Raw genomic sequence first — 20,384 nt, forward strand, 5'->3', positions numbered from 1 at the left:
TCGGGTTCGTCGCGATGGCGGCGGACCGTCCGGCAGCATGCGAGGCGGCGACATCCGGCGGTCCTTGCCGGCATCGCCGACCCGGCCGCGATTTTCCCCGGCGGTTCCTCCTGCTCGCTGTTGCTCTGTTCAACGGATTGAATTCGCACCACTTTTCAGTGTCGTTCCGGTTCTTCGGCGCTCTGACATTTATATGATTACGTGACGCTTGACATTTGTCGAACTGCAATTGAATATTGTCAGCATCGGCACTGGGCGGAGGTTCCCTGTGCCGAGCGGCGCACCGGAATGGGTTCGCCGGATGTATGCGTGGAGGAAACTGACGTGGAATTTCTGCTGGAAGTGGAGGGGCTCAAGAAGTCCTTTGGCGGCGTCGCAGCCCTGCGCGACGGCCGCTTCCAACTTCGCGCCGGCTCGGTCCACGCGCTCTGCGGTGGCAATGGTGCCGGCAAGTCGACCTTCCTGAAGATCCTGATGGGTATCCACAAGCGCGATGCCGGCTCGATCCGCCGGCGCGGTCGCGAGGTGGATTTCTCCAGTCCGGCCGATGCGCTCGCATCCGGTATCGCCATTATCGAGCAGGAGCTGAGCCCGGTCCCGCACATGACGGTCGCCGAAAACATCTATCTCGGTCGCGAGCCGTCCGCCCGTTTCGGCGGCATCGATTTTCGCAGCATGAACCGGGCAGCGCAGAAGCTGCTGGACGAACTGGAATTCGATATCCGCGCGAACCAGTACATGATGAATCTCTCGGTCGCGCAGATGCAGCTGGTGGAAATCGCCAAGGCTCTGAGCCACGATGCCGAAGTCATCTTCATGGACGAGCCGACGTCGGCCATCGGCGAGCGTGAAGCCCAGCAGCTGTTTGCAGCGATCCGCCGTCTGCAGGCGCAGGGGCGCGGCATCGTCTACGTTTCCCACCGCCTCTCGGAAATCTTCCAGATAGCCGATTCCTACACCGTCTTCCGTGACGGTTCCTTTGTCGGCGCAGGCGCCTTGTCGCAGATCGACCGGCCAAGCCTGATCCGCATGATCGTCGGGCGGGAACTTGCCGAGGAATACGTCAAGACCAACATGCCGACTGCGGATATCGGTCTGGAGGTCAGCGCGCTCTCCTGCCCGAACAAGATCGAGGATATTTCCTTTGCCGCCCGCAAGGGCGAGATCTTCGGCATCTATGGGCTCATGGGCTCCGGCCGCACGGAAATCTTCAACTGCCTCTTCGGCCTCGACAAGCCGTCCGCGGGGCGCATCGCGGTCGACGGGGCGCCGGTCTTCATCTCCAAGCCATCCGACGCCATGGCGCACGGGCTGGCGCTGGTGACGGAGGATCGCAAGCAGACAGGGCTCAACCTGTCCGATTCCGTCCGCGCCAATATCTGTATGGCGAGCCTGCCGGAGCTGAGCCCCGCCTTTGCCATGGACCATGCGAAGGAGGCAGATGCCAGCCGGCGTATGCGCGAGCAGTTTCAGATCAAGGCGGCGCGCGACACCATGCCGGTATCGGGCCTGTCCGGCGGCAACCAGCAAAAGGTCGTGCTTGGCAAATGGTTCCTGCGCAACCCCAAGGTCCTGCTGCTGGACGAGCCGACACGCGGGGTCGATGTCGGCGCCAAGCGCGAAATCTACCGCATCATCTGCGATTTCGCCGAAGGCGGCGGCACCGTGGTGATGATCTCATCGGAAATCGACGAAGTTCTCGGCATGTCGGACCGCATCATGGTGATGCGAGGCGGCAGGAGCGCCGGAATATACAGCCGGGAGGAGACGAATGCCCAATCACTCGTCCACTTATCAACCTGACCAGGGTCAGGGCGTTCGTCCGGCAGCAGAGGAGCAGGCAGTGTCAGTGAGTGACAACAAGAGTGCGGGCGGCTGGTTCAAGAGCGAACAGCGGCGTCTGATCGTGCAGGAATACGGCATCTTCCTCGCCTTCCTGCTCCTGGTCGTTATTCTCTCGTTTTCGAACGAATTCTTCCTGACCGGCGGCAATATCTCCAACGTTCTGCTGCAGACCTCCATCAACGGCGTGCTGGCGATCGGCATGACCTTCGTGATCCTGACGCGCGGCATCGATCTGTCGGTCGGTTCGGTCGTCGCGCTTGCCGGCATCGTCAGCGCCAGTTTCGCCACGACTTCGGCGACGGCCGGTGTCATCGGCTCGCCCTATCCGGTCGCGATCGGTTTGGCGGTCGGCGTGCTGGTCGGTATCATCTGCGGCTCGATCTCGGGCGCGATCGTCTCGCGCTTCTCGGTGCCGGCCTTCGTCGCGACACTCGGCATGCTTTCGGTGGCCCGCGGCATGACCCTGATCTATGGCGGCGGGCGTCCCGTTCCCGCGCTCACGCCCGCCTTCCGCTGGATCGGCACCGGCGATGTGTTCGGCATTCCGGCGCCCGTCATCGTGCTTGCGGCCGTCTTCGCGGTTTCCTGGTGGATCCTCAACCGCACGCGGTTCGGCCGCTATATCTACGCCGTCGGCGGCAATCCCCATGCGGCCAAGACTTCGGGCATCAATACCGACCGTATCCGCTTTACCGTCTATGTCATCTCGGGTGGCCTGGCAGGGCTTGCGGGCATCCTGCTCAGCGCCCGTACCGGCTCGGGCCTGCCGCAGGCCGGTGTCGCCTACGAGCTGGACGCGATTGCCGCGGTCGTCATCGGCGGCACCAGCCTTTCCGGCGGCGTCGGCCGGGTGACGGGAACGCTGATCGGCGCGCTCATCATCGGCGTCATGAACAACGGCCTCGATCTGATGGGTATCCAGTCCTACTACCAGCAGGTTCTGAAGGGCGCGCTGATCGTCGGCGCCGTCATGCTCGACCAGAAACGGAATTTCGGAGCCTGAATTCGACAGCAGAAATTCGGGGCAGGCGGCCCGCCGCCCCGTCAGACAGGCAAGCCATGCCGGCAGCCTAAACCCAAAGTGGAGGAAATGATAATGAGAAAGCTACTGATTGCGCTCGCTTCGGCAACGGCGCTGCTGGCAACGTCTGCCGCAGCCCAGGAAAAGATCAAGATCGGCGCAGCTCCCTACGGCCTGAACGCGGAGTTCATGCAGATCTGGACGGCAGCCCTGCAGGACCATCCGGCGGTCAAGAGCGGCGAAGTCGAACTGACGGTTTTCGATGGCCGCTATGATGCGCTGGTCCAGCAGGATCAGTTCAAGACGATGATCACGCAGAAGTACAACGCCATCATCTTCGCGCCGATTGATGTCGATGCGGGGGCGGCCGCCGTCCAGTCGGCTGTCGATGCCGGCATTCCGGTCATCGGTTCCAACACCCGCGTCAATTCCGATCAGCTGACCTCCTATGTCGGCTCCGACGATACGGTGTCGGGCTACCTGGAAGCCAAGAGCGTTCTGGACAAGATCGGCTGCAAGGGTAATGTCGTCATCATCGAAGGCCCGGTCGGCCAGTCGGCGCAGATCCAGCGTCTGGAGGGCAACAAGAAGGCGCTTGCCGAGTGCCCGGATGTGAAGGTTCTCGAGGACCAGACGGCAAACTGGTCGCGCGCGGAGGCTCAGACGCTGATGGAAAACTGGCTGACGGCCCACCCGAACCAGATCAACGGCATTATCGGCCAGAACGATGAAATGGCCCTTGGCGCCATTGAAGCGATCAAGGCCGCCGGTCTCGACGTCAAGAGCTTCGCCATCGCCGGTATCGACGGCGTCACCGACGCACTGCGTGCGGTCAAGGCCGGCGAAATGACCTCGATCCTGCAGGATGCCCGCGCCCAGGCGCAAGGCGCTCTGGATCTGGCGATCTACAATGCCAGGAAAGGCGACTACAAGCCGGAATCCGATATCTGGACCACCTACAAGGATATGCCGTGGAACGACGGCAAGGATAAGACCTACAATGTTCCGTGGACCCCGGTGACGGCCGAAAACGTCGACCAGCTGCTGTCGACCCGCAAATGATCCCTCCCTGGGGCGGGATCATCTCCCGCCCCAAACCCCGAGCGTTCGAGAAAGAGCCATGACTGATTCCAAACAGGTTGACCTCAACTTTTCCCTGAGCGGCAAGGTCGCTCTGGTCACGGGCGGCGCATCCGGCATCGGCAGCGCCATCGCATCCGCCATGGCTGCCAAGGGCGCCGTCCTTGCCGTCGTCGATATCAACGAATCGGTGGCGCGGGCCAAGGCCGAAGAGCTTGGCAATGGCGCGAAGTCGTTCGTCTGCGATGTGTCGGATCCGCAATCGGTCGAAAAGGTGGTTGCCGGCGTCGAGGCTGCGTTCGGCAGCATCGACATCGCTGTCAACAGCGCCGGCGTCGTCATGCTCGCTCCGGCTGAAGAGCTTAGCCTCGATGCCTGGGACAAGACGATCGCGATCAATCTCAAGGGCACGTTCCTGGTCTCCCAGGCCGCGGGCCGCGCCATGATCAGGGCGGGCAAAGGCGGCAAGATCATCAATATGGCGTCGCAGGCAGGTTCCGTCGCCATCGATCAGCATGTCGCCTACTGCGCCTCGAAATTCGGCGTTATCGGCCTTTCCAAGACGCTCGCCGCCGAATGGGGCAAGCATGGCATCACCGTCAATACGATCTCTCCGACCGTCGTCCTGACCGACCTTGGCAGGAAGGCCTGGGACGGCCCGCGCGGCGAGGCGCTGAAGCAGCGTATTCCGTCCGGCCGTTTCGCGTTTCCCGAAGAGATTGCGGCGGCTGCGGTGTTCCTGGCTTCAAACGGTGCCGATATGATCAACGGCGCGGACCTTCTGGTCGACGGCGGCTACACCATTATCTGACGCGCGGGAGATAGGAACTATTATGCAGCGGTTTATCAACAATCCGGATGAGGTCGTCGAGGATACCGTCAGGGGCTTCGTCAAGGCCCATGCCGATATCGTCAGGCTATCGGCACAAAATCCCCGTGTCGTCGCGGCCCGTCATGCGCCGGTCTCCGGCAAGGTGGGCGTCATCACCGGCGGCGGTTCGGGTCATGAGCCGGCCTTCATCGGCTATACCGGCCGCAACATGCTGGATGCCGTCGCCATCGGCGAGCTTTTCTCCTCGCCAACCGCAAAGAGCTTCCTTGATGCGGCGCGTGAAGCCAATGGCGGCAAAGGAGTCGTCTGCCTCTACGGCAATTATGCCGGCGACAACATGAACGTGAAGATGGCGATCAAGCTGGCGGCTAAGGAAGGCATCGAGATCGCCACTGTCGTCGCCAATGACGACGTGTGTTCCGCAGGTCCCGAGGAGCGCGAAAAGCGCCGCGGCGTTGCCGGCGAGATTTTCATGTGGAAGTGCGGCGCGGCAAGGGCCGCCGAAGGCGCAAGCCTCGAAGAGGTCCGCGCGACGGCGCAGAAGGCGATCGACAATTGCCGTTCGATCGGCGTCGGTCTCGGCCCCTGTACGCTGCCGTCGGTCGGCCATCCGAATTTCACCATCGAAGCCGGCACGATGGAGGTCGGCATCGGCCACCATGGCGAGCCCGGCGTGCGCGTCGAGCCGCTGAAATCGGCCAAGGAGGTTGCCGAGGAGATGGCGAAGATCGTGCTCGACGATCACCAGCTTGCTTCCGGGACCGAAGTTGCGGTGATCGTCTCGGGTCTCGGTGCCACGCCGCTCAACGAACTCTATATCCTCCACGACACGATCGAATCCGAGATTGCCGCACGCGGGCTGAAGATCCACAAAGTCTATATCGGCAACTATTTCACATCGCTGGAAATGGTGGGCGCGACGCTGACCGTCATGGCGCTGGACGACGAGCTGAAGCGGCTGCTGGATGTCGATGTCCAGTGCCCGGCGATGCTTTGAGGGGAGGCAGGCGAATGCAGCAATTCCAGAACGCCAAATCGGGCGATATCGTTCTGTCGCTGGCAGACCGGATCATCGAAAACCGCGCCTATCTGAGCGAAATCGACGGCAAGATCGGTGACGGCGACCACGGCGTCAACATGGCCAAGGGTTTCGGCATGGCGGCCGAGCGGATCAAGGGCGCGGACATGTCACTGGCGGAAGCGCTCGACACGCTCGGCACGGTGTTGATGACGGAGATCGGCGGTTCGATGGGACCGCTCTACGGCGTGATGTTCACGCAGTTCGCCGAAACGATCGAAAAGTCCGATCGCATCGATGCGGCGACTTTCAGCGCCATGCTGCACAACGGGCTCGACGGCATTCAGGCGATCGGCTCGGCCAAGGTTGGCGACAAGACCCTGCTCGACACGCTGGTGCCGGCGATTGACGCATTCGATACGGCTATTGCCGGCGGCAAATCCTTCAGCGAGGCCCTTCAGGCGCTGGTCGCGGCTGCCGAGGCCGGACGGGACAGCACGCGCGATCTCGTCGCCAAGATCGGTCGGGCAAGCCGGCTCGGCGAACGTTCGCTCGGCGTGCTCGATGCCGGCGCGACGTCTTGCGCGCTGATCCTGAAGTCGCTGGCGGGCGGCGTGGAAACCAGGCTTCAGCCCGCCTGACAGATCGGGCTTTGGTGAGAGCCCGCGATCCTCCCTTGCCGCACTTCCCGGCCGCTTCGGCGGCCGGGAACAATCGGGCGGAGGCACGTTGAAAACCGCGGCTTTTACGCTCATCTTCGCCGTCGATCGCAGACGAGGAGAAACCAGGCAGGATGACGGCTAAGACATCATCGGCACGAAAGAACAACACGGCGGATATCGCGGCCGAGCCCATCCCGCTGCGCTATGGTGACGACCCCTATGTCTGGGCCTGCTGGCTCTATTATGAAGACGGCATGACCCAGGGCGATATCGCGGAAACTATGGGCATTTCGCGCGCGACGGTAAACAGCTATCTCGCCGATGCCCGCGCCCGCGGCATCGTCAATATCTCGATCGAACCATCGCGCCTGAGTTCGTTGACCATCGCGCAGGAGCTGAAGCGGCATTTCGGCCTGCACGACTGTCTTGTCGTGCCGAGCGACGACAATGCCCGACCGCTGATCGAACGGCTCGGCGCAGCCGGTGCCCAGGCGCTGCAGAAGCTCCTGAAATCGGGCGATACGCTGGCGGTTGTCTGGGGTCGCACCATCATGGCGGTCGGCGAGCAGGCCGCCATTCCGGGACTGCAGGACATGACCGTCGTGCAGGCGACGGGGGGCACGAGCGCGACGTTCGCCTACACGCCGGAACTTTGTGCCGCGGCTTTTGCCGATGCGGTCGACGGCCGGCTGATCAACATTGCGGCGCCCGCCATCGTATCCAGCGCCGAAGTGCGTGATCTGCTGATGCGCGAACCGCTGATCGATCGCCAGTTCGAAGCGCTTTCGCGGGCAAACAGAGTGGTTTTCGGCATCGCCTCCATGCGCCCCAATTCCACCATCCACACCAGCGGCTTTTTCGATTCCGTGTCGCTGCAGGATTATCTCGCCAAGGACGCGACCGGTGTCGTGGCCGGCCGCTTCATCGACGGCCATGGCCGTCCGGTGGCCGGTCCGCTGGACGACCGCACAATCGGCATGTCGCTCGATCTCCTGAAGAAGATCAACATGCGCATTGCCGTCGCCGGTGGCTTCGACAAGGTGCCGGCCATTCTCGCCGCACTGCGCGGCGGCTACGTCAATGTGCTCATCACGGACGCCGCCACCGGCCGCGGCATTCTCAATGCCGATGGCGTCACGGAGTTCGCGCAAAAGCTCTCCCAGCGGCCGCGCGTGGAAAGCGAGATTTCGGCGCCGCTCACCAGCGCCCGCACGCATATCAAGAAGTTCCTGAACAATCCTGACGATGTCGTCGAGGAAATGCTCGAGGGTGTCGTCAAGGCGCATGCGAATTACCTTCGTCCGGTCGACAGTTCCAACCGCGCGCTTGTTGCCCGCTCGGGCCCGCGGCCCGGCAAGGTCGGCCTGGTCGTCGGCGGTGGTACCGGCCATGAGCCGGCCTTCCTCGGTTATGTGGGCAAGGGGCTGGCGGACGCGGTCGCGGTCGGCAACATCTTTTCCTCCCCGCCTCCCGGGCCGATCCTGCAATGCGCCAAGGCGGCATCGGGCGGCGAGGGCGTACTCTTCGTCTATGGCAACTACGCCGGCGACGTCATGAACTTCGAGATGGCTGCGGAAATGGCCGCCGAGGACAATATCGAGGTCCGCACGGTGGTGACGACCGACGACATTTCCTCCTCGCCCTTGGAGGATCGGGACGGCCGGCGCGGCGTTGCCGGCAATTTCTTCATCTTCAAGATTGCCGGGGCGGCCTGCGATCGCGGCCTGACGCTGGATGCTTGCGAGGCGGCAACGCGAAAAGCCAATGCCCGCACCTTCACGATGGGGGTGGCGCTCGAGCCCTGCTCCCTTCCGCAGACCCGCCGCCACAATTTCGAGATCGGTCCCGACGATATCGAAATCGGCATGGGCATCCACGGCGAACCGGGTGTGATGCGCGAGAAGATGATGAGCGCCGATGCCGTGGTCGATGTCGTCATGGACCGGATATTCTCGGAGATGAAGGCCGCGGCGGGGGATCGCGTCGCCGTTCTCGTCAACTCTTTCGGCGGTACGCCGCTGATGGAACTCTATATTCTCTACCGGCGGGTGGAGCAGCGCCTGAGCGCCAAGGGCATCAGGATCGAAGCGAACTGGGTGGGGCATTATTGCACATCGCTTGATATGGTTGGCGCATCCATATCGATACTGCATCTCGATCAGGAACTGACGGATCTGCTGCATCACCCCTGCGACACGGCGTTTCTGAGAGTCGTGAACTGAAAAGCAAGAAGGCATCCCACGGGCTGGGCTGCATGATTTGGGAGGATACGCATGTCGGCAAACGCGGCCCGCCGCCTCAGCAGGATGTTTCACCGGATATCGGTGGCGATTTCGGCCGAGAAGGATCATCTTTCCGATCTGGATGGCGCGATCGGTGATGCCGATCACGGCATCACCATGTCGCTCGGCTTTCAGGCCGTGAACGGCGAGCTGGCCAAGCATGACCTCGATGCGATGCTGCCGTCGGAGGTCTTTTCGCTGGCTGCATCGGCCTTCCTCGACGCCGTCGGAGCATCGACCGGTCCGCTCTATGCCACTGCTTTTCGCAAGGCAGCGCAGACGCTGAAGCAGGATGAGACGCTTTCGATCGCCGCTCAGGCCGCGCTGGTCGAGGCGATGACATCAGGCATCCGGGACCGCGGCAAGGGGCAGCGGGGCGACAAGACCATGCTCGACGCCTGGATCCCGGCAACCGAAGCGGCAGCTGCCGCGCGTGACCGACAGGCCGGCGTCTCGGATATGTGGAACGACATTCTGGAGGCAGCCGACGCCGGCGCGCGCTCGACCCGTTCGATGGTGGCCACCCGCGGGCGTGCAGCCCGGCTGGGCGAACGGTCCCTTGGCCACATCGATCCGGGCGCGGCATCGGCCGTCGTGATCATCAAAGCGATGAAGGAGACGTTCACGGAAAACGAGCCGGCGGAGTGATCCGCCGGCCAAGGAATGCTCAGCCGAACGTGAAGGCATAGGCCCGGACGCCGGGATCGAGGAAGCGGATCTCGAACTCGTGCGTTTCCACGGTACTGGATTGGCGCACGAGCTGGTAGAGCCTGGTCGATGTCACCGTGCCGTTCCCATCGGCGTCGATATCGCTGCCATGGTCGGCGCCCGGCATCCTGCCGTCGAGCAGCACCTGGAAGCGGACCGGTTTGCCGTCAGCGCCCGGGCCAAGGACAAGATGCAGGTCGCGCGCGCTGAACCGATAGGCAATGCCACCGCCTGCCTGATTGAGGACCGCTTCTTCGGCCCCGACTGTCCAGTTGCCGGAAAGACCCCACTGATTGAGACCGGGCTGACGGACCGAATAGTCCCTGGGGGCATCGGCGCGCATGCTCTTGCTGGAGGCAAAACTCGTGGCCTGCCGATAGCCGATATAGGTTTCGCCGGAACCGAGGTGCTTCAGGTCGGGCGCTGCTTCCGCGCCCTTCGCATCCGGCGTCACCAATGCGCTTGCCGCCGTGTCGCCGCCAGCTTCGTGCAGCAGATCCTGGATCGCCTGTTCTGTCTGGCCGTACTTGCCTTCGCCGAAATGGTGATAACGGATATGGCCCCTGGCATCGATCAGGTAGTGGGCCGGCCAATAGCTGTTATCGAAGGCGCGCCAGATCCTGTAGTCGTTGTCGATGGCGACGGGATAGCCGATCTTGAAGTCGCCGACGGCCCTTTTGACATTCTCGATCTTCTTCTCGAAGGCGAATTCCGGAGCGTGCACGCCGATGACGACCAGACCCCGGTCCCGGTACTTCTCGGCCCATGCGCGGACATAGGGCGTGGTGCGAATGCAGTTGATGCAGGAATAGGTCCAGAAATCGACGAGCACGACCTTGCCGCGGAGTTGCTCCGACGTCAGCGGCGGTGAGTTCAGCCATGCGACCGCGCCATCGAGCGACGGCGCGCGGCCTTCGATGGGCAAATCGCTGTGGAACGGCCTTGTCGCATCCGCAAGACCGATCGTCTTGTCGTTGCTTGCGACCTCAGGGGCCAGGCCGTCGCTTGGCCTGACATTCAACCTGTCGAGCACAGCCTGTTCGAGGGATGCGGTACTGGCATAGGAAAGCTGGGAAAGCAGGCCGGTATCGAGGCCGAGTGCGATGACGGCGACGCCCGCAAGCACGGCGCCACCCAGGCCCTGGCGAATGCGCTCGCTGACGCCGAGCGATTTTTTCATGCCGGCAAGGACCTTCCCGCCGACGCAAAGTGCCACAGCCAGCGAAGTGGCTGCTCCGGCGGCATAGGCGAGCAGCAGCAAAGTCGTCTGCAGGTTGGCGCCCTGCAATGCGGCACCGGTCAGCACCAGGCCGAGGATGGGTCCTGCGCAGGGCGCCCAAAGCAGGCCGGTTGCGACACCGAGAACGAGTGCGCCCGCAGCGGTCGGCGCAGCACCGGTCCTGCCGGACGCGTTCAGCAGGCGATTGCCGAAATCGACGAGCGGCTGGGTGATGAAACTCGCGACACGCGGCGAAATCAGGCTGATGCCGAAGATCACAAGCAAAAACAGCGCGGCAAGGCGGCCATATTCGTTGGCATTGATCGCCCAGCTTCCGCCAACGGCGGCAAGGGTTGCCACCAGCGCGAAAGTGGCGGCCATGCCGATCAGCATAGGCAGCGTGCCACGCAAGAACGGCTGTCCGGCGCGGGCAAAGACGAAGGGCAGGATGGGGAGGATGCAGGGGCTGACTATGGTCAGCGCCCCTCCGAGATAGGCAATGACAAGAAGCGTCATCATCGTTTCCTTTGAAACCGGTGATCGGGTTGTCGGCGGCGATGCGGCTCGACCAGCTACGGTGCCAATCTGGTCGAGGCGATGTATCCCCGATGTGTCCGGCCTCGTGGCGAAATGTACCAAAGTGTAGGAGGCGCGCTTGTCGCGGCTGCGCTATCCTGTTCCGGTTGTTGGCTCCGGCCGCGGCCTCCTGCTGCTGTCGGCAGCGCGGGAGGTTGCCATGACGGTCATGCCCGAGAGGATTAAGATCAAGCGAATCTATGAACCCAAGGCAGACGCGGATGGCGCGCGCCTTCTGGTCGATCGAATCTGGCCCCGCGGCGTGAGCAAGGAGCATGCCGCGCTCGATGCCTGGCTAAAGGATGTCGCGCCGAGCAACGAGCTGCGCCACTGGTTCAACCACGAGCCGAAGCGTTGGGAAGAGTTCTGCCGGTGCTACACGTCCGAGCTTCAGCAGAAGGGGGAAGAGGTGAGCCAGGTGCTCGATTTCGCAATGAAGGGCAACGTCACGCTGCTCTATGCCGCCAGCGATGACGAACACAATAACGCCGTCGCGTTACGAGCTTTCCTCATGCAACGGATCTTCGGGTGAAGAGGCAGCCAATTGTATCCGAATGTATCGGCAAGGCCGGATCCTACATTGGCATGCAATAGAAGCAGGCGCCCGAAACATCGGTGATACATGCAGGCTGTTTTCTCCCCGCCATCAACTCGAAACGAAGAGAGCCAATGTCCAGCCAAATCAATCTTCAGCGGCGTCGTTTTCTGGGTGTCGCCGCAGTGACCATGGCGGCGGCCGAATTCGGCCTTGCCAGCAGCGCGGCCGCGCAATCGCAGGCGGGCGTGCCGGCCGTCAAGGCCGGCTCGCACACGTCCTTTGCGTCGCTGAAGCAGGTCGAGGCAGGCGTGCTCAATGTCGGCTATGCCGAAGCCGGTCCGGCAAATGGGCCGGCCGTGCTTCTGCTCCATGGCTGGCCCTATGATATCTACAGTTTCGTCGATGTAGCGCCGGTCCTTGCAGATGCCGGCTATCGGGTGCTGATCCCCTACCTGCGCGGCTATGGCGCGACAGAATTCCTGTCCGCCGATACGCCGCGCAACGGCCAGCAGGCCGCAATCGCTTCGGACATTATCGCCTTTATGGATGCGCTGAAAATTGAGCGGGCCATCATCGGCGGTTACGATTGGGGCGGTCGCACCGCCGATATCCTGGCCGCTGTCTGGCCGGAGCGCTGCAAGGCGCTGGTGGCCGTCAGCGGTTATCTGATCGGCAGCCAGGAGGCCAACAGGAAGCCGCTTTCGCCGCAGGCCGAGCTTTCCTGGTGGTATCAGTTCTACTTCGCCACCGAGCGCGGTCGCGAGGGTTACGAGGCCAACCGGCACGATTTCGCCAAGCTGATCTGGAAGCTCGCTTCGCCGCAATGGAACTTCGACGACGCAACCTTCGACCGTTCCGCCAAGGCATTCGAAAACCCAGACCATGTCGCCATCACCATACACAATTACCGCTGGCGCCTTGGCCTCGTCGACGGCGAGCGCCAGTATGACGAGCTTGAGAAGAAGCTGGCTGCCTTCCCCGTGATCACCGTGCCAACCATCACCATGGAGGGTGACGCCAACGGCGCGCCGCATCCGGAACCTTCGGCCTATGCCAGAAAGTTTACCGGCAGGTACGAGCATCGCACCATCACTGGCGGCATCGGTCACAACCTGCCGCAAGAAGCGCCGCAGGCCTTTGCCCAGGCAATTCTGGATGTCGATCGCTTCTGAAACCTGCCATGGCGGCGGCGAACGCACTTGCCTGTATCGCGGCCGCCGATTCAGAGTCAAAAGAGAGAATGGCGACGCTGCCTTGCGCCTGACCGACAGAGGATACGGACGTCCTGACATGGAGCATATCGACCATATTCTGATCGTCGACGACGATCGTGAAATCCGCGAACTGGTTTCGAGCTACCTGAAGAAGAATGGCCTTCGTACGAGCGTTGCCGCCGATGGCCGCCAGATGCGCAGTTTTCTCGGAGGCAACACGGTCGATCTCATCGTGCTCGATCTCATGATGCCTGGCGATGACGGGCTTGTGCTCACCCGCGAATTGCGGGCCGGTAAACACAAGGCGACGCCGATCCTGATGCTGACGGCCCGCAGCGACGAGATGGACCGTATCATTGGGCTGGAAATGGGCGCCGACGACTATCTGCCCAAGCCCTTTGCCGCACGCGAACTGCTCGCACGCATCAAGGCTGTTCTGCGCCGAACCCGCGCCCTGCCGCCCAACCTGCAGATTTCAGAAGCCGGACAGTGGCTTCGTTTCGGCGACTGGCGCCTCGATACGGTCGGCCGGCATCTTCTCGACAAGCAGGGTACGGAAATTGCTTTGAGCGGCGCCGAATATCGGCTGCTGCGCGTCTTCATCGATCATCCGCAGCGGGTCCTCAACCGCGACCAGCTCCTGAACCTGACCCAGGGCCGGGACGCGGACCTCTTCGACCGCTCCATCGACCTGCTTGTCAGCCGTGTTCGCCAACGGCTCGGCGACGATGCCCGCGAACCGACTTACATCAAGACGGTGCGCAGCGAAGGATACGTCTTTTCCGTTCCGGTGGAGATTGAAGAGGCAAGGTCATGAATCTCGCCGCCGCTCTTCGTTCGGGCTTTTGGCCGAGCACGCTGCGGGCTCGGCTTTTCCTTATTCTTCTGCTGGGTCTGGCGGTTGCCTACGGTCTGTCCTTCACGGTCCTCTTCGTCGAGCGTTCCATGTCGGCTACGGCCGTCATGCTCGGCACGCTGGAAAGCGACGTCGCGACGTCGATCGCCGTTCTCGACCGTCTGCCGGCGGATCAGCGCAGCGGCCTGCTCGATCGCCTGAGCCGCGGCAACTACCGTTTCGAGCTTGGGCCGGGCCTGCCCGGTGTCCCCGACAATTCCGCCAAGGGCAGGGAAATCGGCAGCAGGATCGAAGAGGCGGTGGGCGGCGCATACCCGATCCGTCTGGAATCCATTCCGGGCAATATCAGCCGCCTGCAGGCGCACCTGACGCTGAGCGACGGGAGCCCCTTGACGATCGACATCATGCCGCGCCCGCCCATGCCGATAGCGGCGTGGCTGCCCTATGTGCTCGCCGTCCAGATGCTGCTCCTCGTGCTTTGCACCTGGTTTGCCGTGCGCCAGGCGATCCGCCCGCTTGGTGCATTGGCGGCTGCCGCCGACGCGCTCGATCCCAACAGGAAAGGCCCGCCGCTCAGCGAGCGCGGGCCAAGCGAGGTGGCGCATGCGGCGCGCGCCTTTAACGCCATGCGCGAACGGATTGCTCACTATCTCGAGGAGCGGGTGCAGATCCTTGCGGCAATCTCGCATGATCTGCAGACACCGATCACGCGCATGCGGCTGCGCGCCGATATGGCCGACGATTCTCCCGAAAAGGACAAGCTGGTGCGTGATCTCGGGGAGATCGAGCGGCTTGTGCAGGACGGTATCGCTTATGCCCGCAGCGCCCATGGCAACGGCGAGAAATTTTCCCGCATCGATCTCTCGTCCTTCATCGACAGTATCGCCTACGACTATCAGGACATGGACAAGGCCGTCAGCGTGGCCGGCCTCGTGCAGGGCGTCGCATCGACGAAACCGCACGCCCTGCGCCGCATCCTGACCAATTTCATCGACAATGCGCTGAAATTTGCGGGGAGCGCCGAAATCGGCGTCGAGCGAAAAGATGACGGCGCGATCGCCATTACGGTGATGGATCGCGGCCCCGGCATTCCCGATGCCATGCTGGAGGCGGCAATGCAGCCCTTTTTCCGGCTGGAGCAGTCGCGCAACCGCGAGACGGGGGGGACCGGTCTCGGTCTCGCCATCGCCCAGCAGCTGGCGGCCGCAATTGGCGGTTCGGTGCGGCTCTACAATCGCCAGGGCGGCGGTCTGGCCGCAGAAGTCACAATTCGCGCCAGCTGATCTTGGCCCTGTCTTTGTATGCGAGAATGTCCGGTTAAGCTGGCGCTACGTTTTGATACAGTTCGGCCGAATTTGGAAACATGGGGGATACGTCATCAGGGCAAAACCGCTCCGTCATCAGATGTCGCAGGTCGCGACACCAAAGCAAGGAGTGCTCTCATGACCACGATTGAAAAGGTTCTTTACACCGGCAAGACCCGCACGACAGGCGGCCGCGACGGATCGGCCCGCAGCAGCGATGCGCAGCTCGACATCAAGCTTTCGCCCCCGGGCAGCGCCCATGCCGGCACCAATCCGGAACAGCTCTTCGCAGCCGGCTGGTCGGCCTGCTTCATCGGTGCGATGGGCCTGGCCGCCGGCAAGCGAAAGCTCAGGCTTCCCGGTGAAACCGCTGTCGATGCGGAAGTCGATCTCGGCGTGACGGGCGACGCCTATTTCCTGCAGGCACGCCTCAACATCAGCCTGCCGGGCCTTGAACCCGAGGTCGCCCGCGCGCTTGTCGAGGAAGCGCACCAGACCTGCCCTTACTCGAAGGCAACGCGCGGCAACATCAATGTCGAACTGAACCTTGTCCAGGTCGGGGAGGCGTAGCCTGGCAGGGTCCAAGGAGCTTCGATGAAACGGATCATCATCATCATTCTGGGGGCGGCAGTCTTTGCAGCTCCATGCGTCTATGACGTATTCTCCGACGAACCATCGGCGCTGTCTGGTTTGCTTGATGCGGCCTCCGGAATACCGGAAGCCCTGTAGGCGAGCACCGCCCGATATCGTCGAAGACAAGGTTCAAGGCACCCGCCGGCAACGGGTGCCTTTGTTTTTGCGCGTGTTTTTCGCGATCCTCACGTCGGCTGCACTGCGCCAAGGCGCAGAACTTGATTTTAATACGGTCGTACGTATTATATCGCTATGGCAAAACACTCGCACCGAAACACAATCCTCGAAGCCGGCCGCAAGGTCATGTTTCGCAAGGGCTACATTGGCGCCGGCGTGCGCGACATCGTCGCCGAGGCGGGAGTACCGCAGGGTTCGTTCACCAACCACTTCCGTTCCAAAGAGGAATTCACGAAGGAGGTGCTCGATCTCTATTTTCGCGATGTTCAGTGCGCCATCGAGGCCGCGCTGGGAGATGCGGGGCTGCGGCCACGCCGGCGCATCGAGAAATATCTCGACATCATCACCGGCCGCCTGGCAGCCGACGGTTTCAGCCGGGGCTGCCTGATCGGCGATCTCAGCCTGGAGGCGGCCCCGCAAAGCGAAATGCTGCGCACGCGACTCTCGGAAATCTTTGGCGAGTGGAGCGCGCCGTTTACCGCTTGCATTGCCGAAGGACAGGCCTCCGGCGAGATCGACGATGCGATCAGTGCCGAAGACCTGGCCGAATTCCTCCTCGCTTCATGGGAAGGCGCGATCCTGCGCATGAAAGTCTCGCGGGACGCCCAGCCTCTGGAGCGGTTCAAGAAGATCGTTTTTGCCACCGTGTTCAAGGATCACACCCATGAGACCTGATATCAGTCTGCCGCGCATACCGGTTCTCGATTCTGAAATGGCATATCGGGAGGCCGGCAGGACGGACGGTCCTATCGCCCTCTTTCTGCATGGCAATCCCACCTCGTCCTACATCTGGCGCAACATCATCCCGCTTGTTGCCGATGTCGCCCATTGCGTCGCTCCGGACCTGATCGGCTTCGGCCAGTCCGGAAAGCCGGATATTGCCTATCGCTTCGAGGATCATGTCCGTTACCTCGATGGATTCATTGCCAAGATGGGCGTCGGATCGGCCTATCTTGTGGCTCAGGATTGGGGAAGCGGCCTGGCCTTCCATCTCGCCGCCCGTCGCTCCGACTTTGTCCGTGGTCTTGCCTTCATGGAGTTCATCCGGCCGATCCCGACCTGGGACGAGTTCCTGCAGGACAGTGCGGAGCGCGAGATCTTCCGAAAGTTCCGCACGCCGGGAGAGGGCGAAGCACTCATCCTGAGGGACAATATTTTCGTTGAAGGCGTGCTGCCCGGTGCGACCGCCCGCCAACTCAACGAGGAGGAGATGGCCGTCTATCGCGCGCCGTTTTCGACCGAGGCCTCGCGCAGGCCGACATGGCGGTTCCCGAACGAGCTGCCGATTGCCGGCGAGCCGGCCGATGTCTACGCCACCATGGAAAGGGCACATGAGGCGCTGGCTTTGTCGCACTACCCGAAGCTTCTTTTCGCCGGCGATCCGGGTGCGCTCATCCCGCCTGCCGTTGCCGAAGATCATGCAAGGCGCCTGCACGACTGCCGGCTGGTGAAACTCGGGTCGGGCCTGCACTATCTGCAGGAAGACCATCCGCAGATCATCGGCGAGACGGTTGCCAAGTTCATCGCCGAGATCGAGGCGGAAAGTCTCGTCGCATGAGCTGACGTGGTTCGGTTCGATGGGAGAACGGAGGCGATCCTCGGCTTCGTTCTCGTTTTAACCGCCCAGGCTAAGCGATCGCTCAATGTGCCCTTCTCACCGGGCGAACAGTGCGTTGCTCGATCCGACCGGCGACGGAGAAGATCAGCACATCGACATCGGCATCGATCGTCGCGCCGTCCAGAAGCCGTATGACATCGTCTATTCCCGAAACCGGATGCCCGCCGATGGCGAGCAGATAATCGCCTTCGCGAAGGCCGGCACTGGCGGCGGGACCGCCATCCTCGACACGGCGCAGGCGGACAGTCGTGCGCTGCGGCACGCCGGCCTCGAGCGCGATGCGCCGATGCAGATCGACGGTATCTGCCGCAATACCGATATAGCCGCGCCTGACCTCGCCGAAGCGCAGGATCTCCGAGACCACATGCCTGGCGGTATTCGAGGCGACCGCAAAGGCGATGCTCTGCGCGCCCTGGATGACCGCGGTATTGACGCCGATTACCTCACCCGAAGACGAGACGAGCGGGCCGCCGGAATTGCCGGGATTGAGCGCCGCATCCGTCTGGATGATATCCTCCATCAGCCGGCCACTCGCGGCGCGCATCGAGCGGCCGAGCGCGGAGACGACACCGGCGGTAACCGTCCATTCGAAGCCGAGCGGGTTGCCGATGGCGACTGCAATATGCCCGCGCTTCAGCTTCTTGGAATCGGCAAGCTGCGCCCAGGCGCCGGACCAGTCATTGGCGCGAATGAGGGCAAGGTCGGTGTCCTCGTCACGGCCGAGAACACGCCCCTCCACCACGGCACCGTCAGGTGTCTTGATGGTAACGGCCTTCGCATCGCCGACGACGTGATTGTTGGTAACGACAAGTCCGTCAGGCGAGATGGCAAAGCCGGAGCCGTGCCCCGCCCGTCCGCCGATGCGTTCGATGCGGCTGACTGCCGGGCCGACCGTATCGACGACGCCGGACACCGTTTCGGAATAGGCATCCAGCAGCCCGGCGTCCGACGACGGCTGAATGTCACGATCAATGAATCCCATGAAATCTCCTCCGACGCGGCGAGGCGTCGATGTTGAGGACCGGCAGCGACTGCTGATGGCAAAGGGCTGTCGTTCGACAGGTGAACAATGGAGAATATCAGGTGAGACTTGCGTGCCTGTCTTTCAAGGGCCGGCATGTTCTGCAGCTGCGAGGCGCTGGGCCGCGGCCTTACAGCCGGCCAGTGCCGCCGCGTCGGCATCGAAACCGCGCACCATGGCATCGATGTAACCGCCGGCAAAATAGTCCCCGGCCCCTGTCGTGTCGCGCACGGGGGCGGTGGTTGGGACATCGACGATCATCTGATCCCGCCGGCTGACGATCTCGATGGGTTGCGTGCCGCTCGTCAGGACGAGCGTTTCGAGCCGCGGCCCGGCGACCTCGGCAGCTGCCTGCCAGGCCGTTCGCGCCGCGCCCTTCACGTCCGAGCGCGACGCAATCAGGACATTCGCCGGCCGGCGTTCGGCGAATAGCGGGTATTGTGAGACCACCTGATCGAAATCGTCCAGCCGCTTCAATGCGGCCTCGCTCATGCCGCGCGTGTTGAGATAGACAAGGGAGGCATCGACTTCTGGCAGAACCTCGATGCCGGGCCTGCGGCGGCCGGCTGGCGCGATGATGGTGCGTTCCCCATGCGGATCGACAAGGATCTCCACCGATGGCGTGGTGCCGGGTACGAGGTTGACGAAATCGGTATTGAAGCCGCGCTGGCGGAGATCGTTCAGGTAGGTGCGGCCCTTGTCGTCATCGTAAAGGCTGGTGACGAGCGTCACCTCATGACCGAGGTCAAGCAGGACGATGCCGGTATTATAGCCGCCACCGCCGTAACGTTCCTCGATCGCCTGGCAGGAAAGCCTGCTGCCTGGGGCGACTGGCCGGTCGAGCCACCAGATCCGGTCGACATTGGCGTTGCCGACCACCATTATCCTTGCCATTCAATTTCCCTTGCCACGCTCTTCCGTTGCCTAGCCCAGACTGTCGTTCTTGCCAATGATCCTGCCACGCAGCCAGGCGGAGGAAAGATCGATAGCATAAACGACGGCGACGATCAGGAAGATGATTGTCCATGCTTCCGGCCATCGATACGCGGCAATGCGATCTGCAAGCAGAAAGCCGATTCCGCCGGCGCCGACAATGCCGAGGATGGTACCGGAGCGGGTGTTGGATTCGAAATTGTAAAGCATGATCGACAGGATCACCGGCATGGCCTGCGGCAGGATGGCGAGCCGGATGGTCTGCAGCGGCCCGCCGCCCGATGCCAGAACGCCATCGACGGGTTTGCGCGAAGTATTTTCGATTGCCTCCGAAAAGAGCTTGGCGAAAGTGCCGATTTCCGAAACGGCGATGGCGAAGACACCCGGAAGCGGGCCGAGCCCGAAGGCGCGGATGAAGATCAGCGCAAGCACGATCTGCTCGACGGCACGCAAGGCGTCGAAGCCACGCCGGGTGGAGAGACGCACCCAGCCGAGCGGCATGATGTTCTTCGCGCCGAGAAAGGCGAGCGGAAAGGCGACAAGAGCGCCAAGCAGCGTTCCGAGGAAGGCCATCGAAATCGTCTGTCCGAGGCCGACAAGCACGTCGCCCCATTCCTGCCAGGTCGTCCAGATGTAGGGCGGGAACATGAAGGAGAAGATCATGCCGAGCCGCGTCAGGCCGTTCAGGATGCGTGCAGGCGAGAAGTCGAAAAGGTAGAGGCCGGCAAGGAGCGGCAGGATAAGGGCAATGGCGCCGGCATAACGCATCATGCGCACGCGTGGCGGAACCGTAAACGCGCCGGGCACGCGCTGCCGCAGTTCGGATAGGGAGGAAATGTCGGTCATG

The 20,384-nt window shown here is 62.7% G+C and carries 20 protein-coding genes; 16 read left to right on the forward strand and 4 right to left on the reverse strand.

The genetic code is table 11. The annotated features are described in order from the left end of the window. Nucleotides 1-324: 324 nt before the first annotated feature. The 8 genes from ACFPWW_RS17740 to dhaL (ACFPWW_RS17775) all read left to right on the forward strand — a co-directional run bounded on the left by ACFPWW_RS17740 (nucleotide 325) and on the right by dhaL (ACFPWW_RS17775) (nucleotide 9,388). Nucleotides 325-1,803, forward strand: coding sequence for a sugar ABC transporter ATP-binding protein (locus tag ACFPWW_RS17740; protein ID WP_377312737.1), 1,479 nt, complete (start codon nucleotides 325-327; stop codon nucleotides 1,801-1,803). Between the two features lie 40 nt (nucleotides 1,804-1,843). Further along, the gene (locus ACFPWW_RS17745; protein ID WP_377312739.1) at nucleotides 1,844-2,848 is read left to right on the forward strand and encodes an ABC transporter permease; all 1,005 of its coding nucleotides are present in this window, start codon (nucleotides 1,844-1,846) and stop codon (nucleotides 2,846-2,848) included. 93 nt (nucleotides 2,849-2,941) lie between these two features. After that, nucleotides 2,942-3,928: a substrate-binding domain-containing protein gene (locus ACFPWW_RS17750; RefSeq protein ID WP_112704008.1), complete on the forward strand. Its 987-nt coding sequence runs from the start codon at nucleotides 2,942-2,944 to the stop codon at nucleotides 3,926-3,928. 58 nt (nucleotides 3,929-3,986) lie between these two features. Continuing rightward, nucleotides 3,987-4,757, forward strand: a complete 771-nt coding sequence (locus tag ACFPWW_RS17755; RefSeq protein ID WP_112753544.1) for an SDR family oxidoreductase — start codon at nucleotides 3,987-3,989, stop codon at nucleotides 4,755-4,757. Between the two features lie 22 nt (nucleotides 4,758-4,779). Beyond that, nucleotides 4,780-5,775 carry a dihydroxyacetone kinase subunit DhaK gene (locus ACFPWW_RS17760; RefSeq protein ID WP_377312740.1) on the forward strand — a complete coding sequence of 332 codons (996 nt, stop codon included), beginning with the start codon at nucleotides 4,780-4,782 and terminating at the stop codon, nucleotides 5,773-5,775. A gap of 14 nt (nucleotides 5,776-5,789) precedes the next feature. After that, nucleotides 5,790-6,437 (forward strand): dihydroxyacetone kinase subunit DhaL, encoded by a 648-nt coding sequence (gene dhaL / locus ACFPWW_RS17765; RefSeq protein WP_377312741.1) that lies wholly within the window; start codon nucleotides 5,790-5,792, stop codon nucleotides 6,435-6,437. A 152-nt stretch (nucleotides 6,438-6,589) separates the two neighbouring features. Beyond that, nucleotides 6,590-8,680 carry a bifunctional sugar-binding transcriptional regulator/dihydroxyacetone kinase subunit DhaK gene (locus ACFPWW_RS17770; protein ID WP_112753538.1) on the forward strand — a complete coding sequence of 697 codons (2,091 nt, stop codon included), beginning with the start codon at nucleotides 6,590-6,592 and terminating at the stop codon, nucleotides 8,678-8,680. A gap of 51 nt (nucleotides 8,681-8,731) precedes the next feature. After that, on the forward strand, nucleotides 8,732-9,388 hold the full coding sequence (gene dhaL, locus ACFPWW_RS17775; RefSeq protein WP_112570725.1) for a dihydroxyacetone kinase subunit DhaL: 657 nt from the start codon (nucleotides 8,732-8,734) through the stop codon (nucleotides 9,386-9,388). Nucleotides 9,389-9,407: 19 nt separating this feature from the next. Here the strand turns inward: dhaL (ACFPWW_RS17775) and ACFPWW_RS17780 are convergent, their stop codons facing one another. After that, entirely contained in the window at nucleotides 9,408-11,183 is a 1,776-nt protein-coding gene (locus ACFPWW_RS17780) for a cytochrome c biogenesis protein DipZ (RefSeq protein ID WP_377312801.1), read from the reverse strand. A gap of 139 nt (nucleotides 11,184-11,322) precedes the next feature. Between ACFPWW_RS17780 and ACFPWW_RS17785 the strand changes: the two genes are divergently transcribed. The 8 genes from ACFPWW_RS17785 (at nucleotide 11,323) to ACFPWW_RS17820 (ending at nucleotide 17,523) form a co-directional block, all read left to right on the forward strand. Next, on the forward strand, nucleotides 11,323-11,775 hold the full coding sequence (locus tag ACFPWW_RS17785) for a DUF488 domain-containing protein (protein WP_377312742.1): 453 nt from the start codon (nucleotides 11,323-11,325) through the stop codon (nucleotides 11,773-11,775). Nucleotides 11,776-11,912: 137 nt separating this feature from the next. Continuing rightward, nucleotides 11,913-12,953 carry an alpha/beta fold hydrolase gene (locus tag ACFPWW_RS17790; protein ID WP_377312743.1) on the forward strand — a complete coding sequence of 347 codons (1,041 nt, stop codon included), beginning with the start codon at nucleotides 11,913-11,915 and terminating at the stop codon, nucleotides 12,951-12,953. Nucleotides 12,954-13,071: 118 nt separating this feature from the next. Then, nucleotides 13,072-13,812 carry a response regulator gene (locus ACFPWW_RS17795; protein ID WP_377312744.1) on the forward strand — a complete coding sequence of 247 codons (741 nt, stop codon included), beginning with the start codon at nucleotides 13,072-13,074 and terminating at the stop codon, nucleotides 13,810-13,812. Beyond that, the gene (locus ACFPWW_RS17800) at nucleotides 13,809-15,134 is read left to right on the forward strand and encodes an ATP-binding protein (RefSeq protein WP_377312746.1); all 1,326 of its coding nucleotides are present in this window, start codon (nucleotides 13,809-13,811) and stop codon (nucleotides 15,132-15,134) included. Before ACFPWW_RS17795 ends, ACFPWW_RS17800 begins: the two co-directional genes overlap by 4 nt. A gap of 159 nt (nucleotides 15,135-15,293) precedes the next feature. Beyond that, nucleotides 15,294-15,725, forward strand: a complete 432-nt coding sequence (locus tag ACFPWW_RS17805) for an organic hydroperoxide resistance protein (protein WP_377312748.1) — start codon at nucleotides 15,294-15,296, stop codon at nucleotides 15,723-15,725. 24 nt (nucleotides 15,726-15,749) lie between these two features. After that, on the forward strand, nucleotides 15,750-15,884 hold the full coding sequence (locus ACFPWW_RS17810) for a hypothetical protein (protein WP_377312750.1): 135 nt from the start codon (nucleotides 15,750-15,752) through the stop codon (nucleotides 15,882-15,884). Between the two features lie 156 nt (nucleotides 15,885-16,040). Continuing rightward, entirely contained in the window at nucleotides 16,041-16,640 is a 600-nt protein-coding gene (locus tag ACFPWW_RS17815) for a TetR/AcrR family transcriptional regulator (protein ID WP_377312752.1), read from the forward strand. Beyond that, a complete protein-coding gene (locus tag ACFPWW_RS17820) occupies nucleotides 16,630-17,523 on the forward strand; it encodes a haloalkane dehalogenase (RefSeq protein WP_377312754.1) in 894 nt (297 codons plus the stop codon). The genes ACFPWW_RS17815 and ACFPWW_RS17820 overlap by 11 nt, the downstream gene beginning before the upstream one ends. Before the next feature lie 82 nt (nucleotides 17,524-17,605). On the opposite strand, the gene ACFPWW_RS17825 is transcribed toward ACFPWW_RS17820, so the two are convergent. From ACFPWW_RS17825 to phnE, 3 genes are all read right to left on the reverse strand, one after another. Further along, a complete protein-coding gene (locus tag ACFPWW_RS17825; protein ID WP_112570709.1) occupies nucleotides 17,606-18,565 on the reverse strand; it encodes a S1C family serine protease in 960 nt (319 codons plus the stop codon). A 123-nt stretch (nucleotides 18,566-18,688) separates the two neighbouring features. Further along, nucleotides 18,689-19,498, reverse strand: a complete 810-nt coding sequence (locus ACFPWW_RS17830; protein WP_377312756.1) for a PfkB family carbohydrate kinase — start codon at nucleotides 19,496-19,498, stop codon at nucleotides 18,689-18,691. Between the two features lie 30 nt (nucleotides 19,499-19,528). Then, nucleotides 19,529-20,383, reverse strand: a complete 855-nt coding sequence (gene phnE, locus ACFPWW_RS17835; protein ID WP_377312758.1) for a phosphonate ABC transporter, permease protein PhnE — start codon at nucleotides 20,381-20,383, stop codon at nucleotides 19,529-19,531. Nucleotide 20,384: the final 1 nt, after the last annotated feature.

This window comes from Rhizobium sp. GCM10022189 (assembly GCF_042656325.1).
Taxonomy (GTDB): Bacteria; Pseudomonadota; Alphaproteobacteria; order Rhizobiales; family Rhizobiaceae; genus Rhizobium.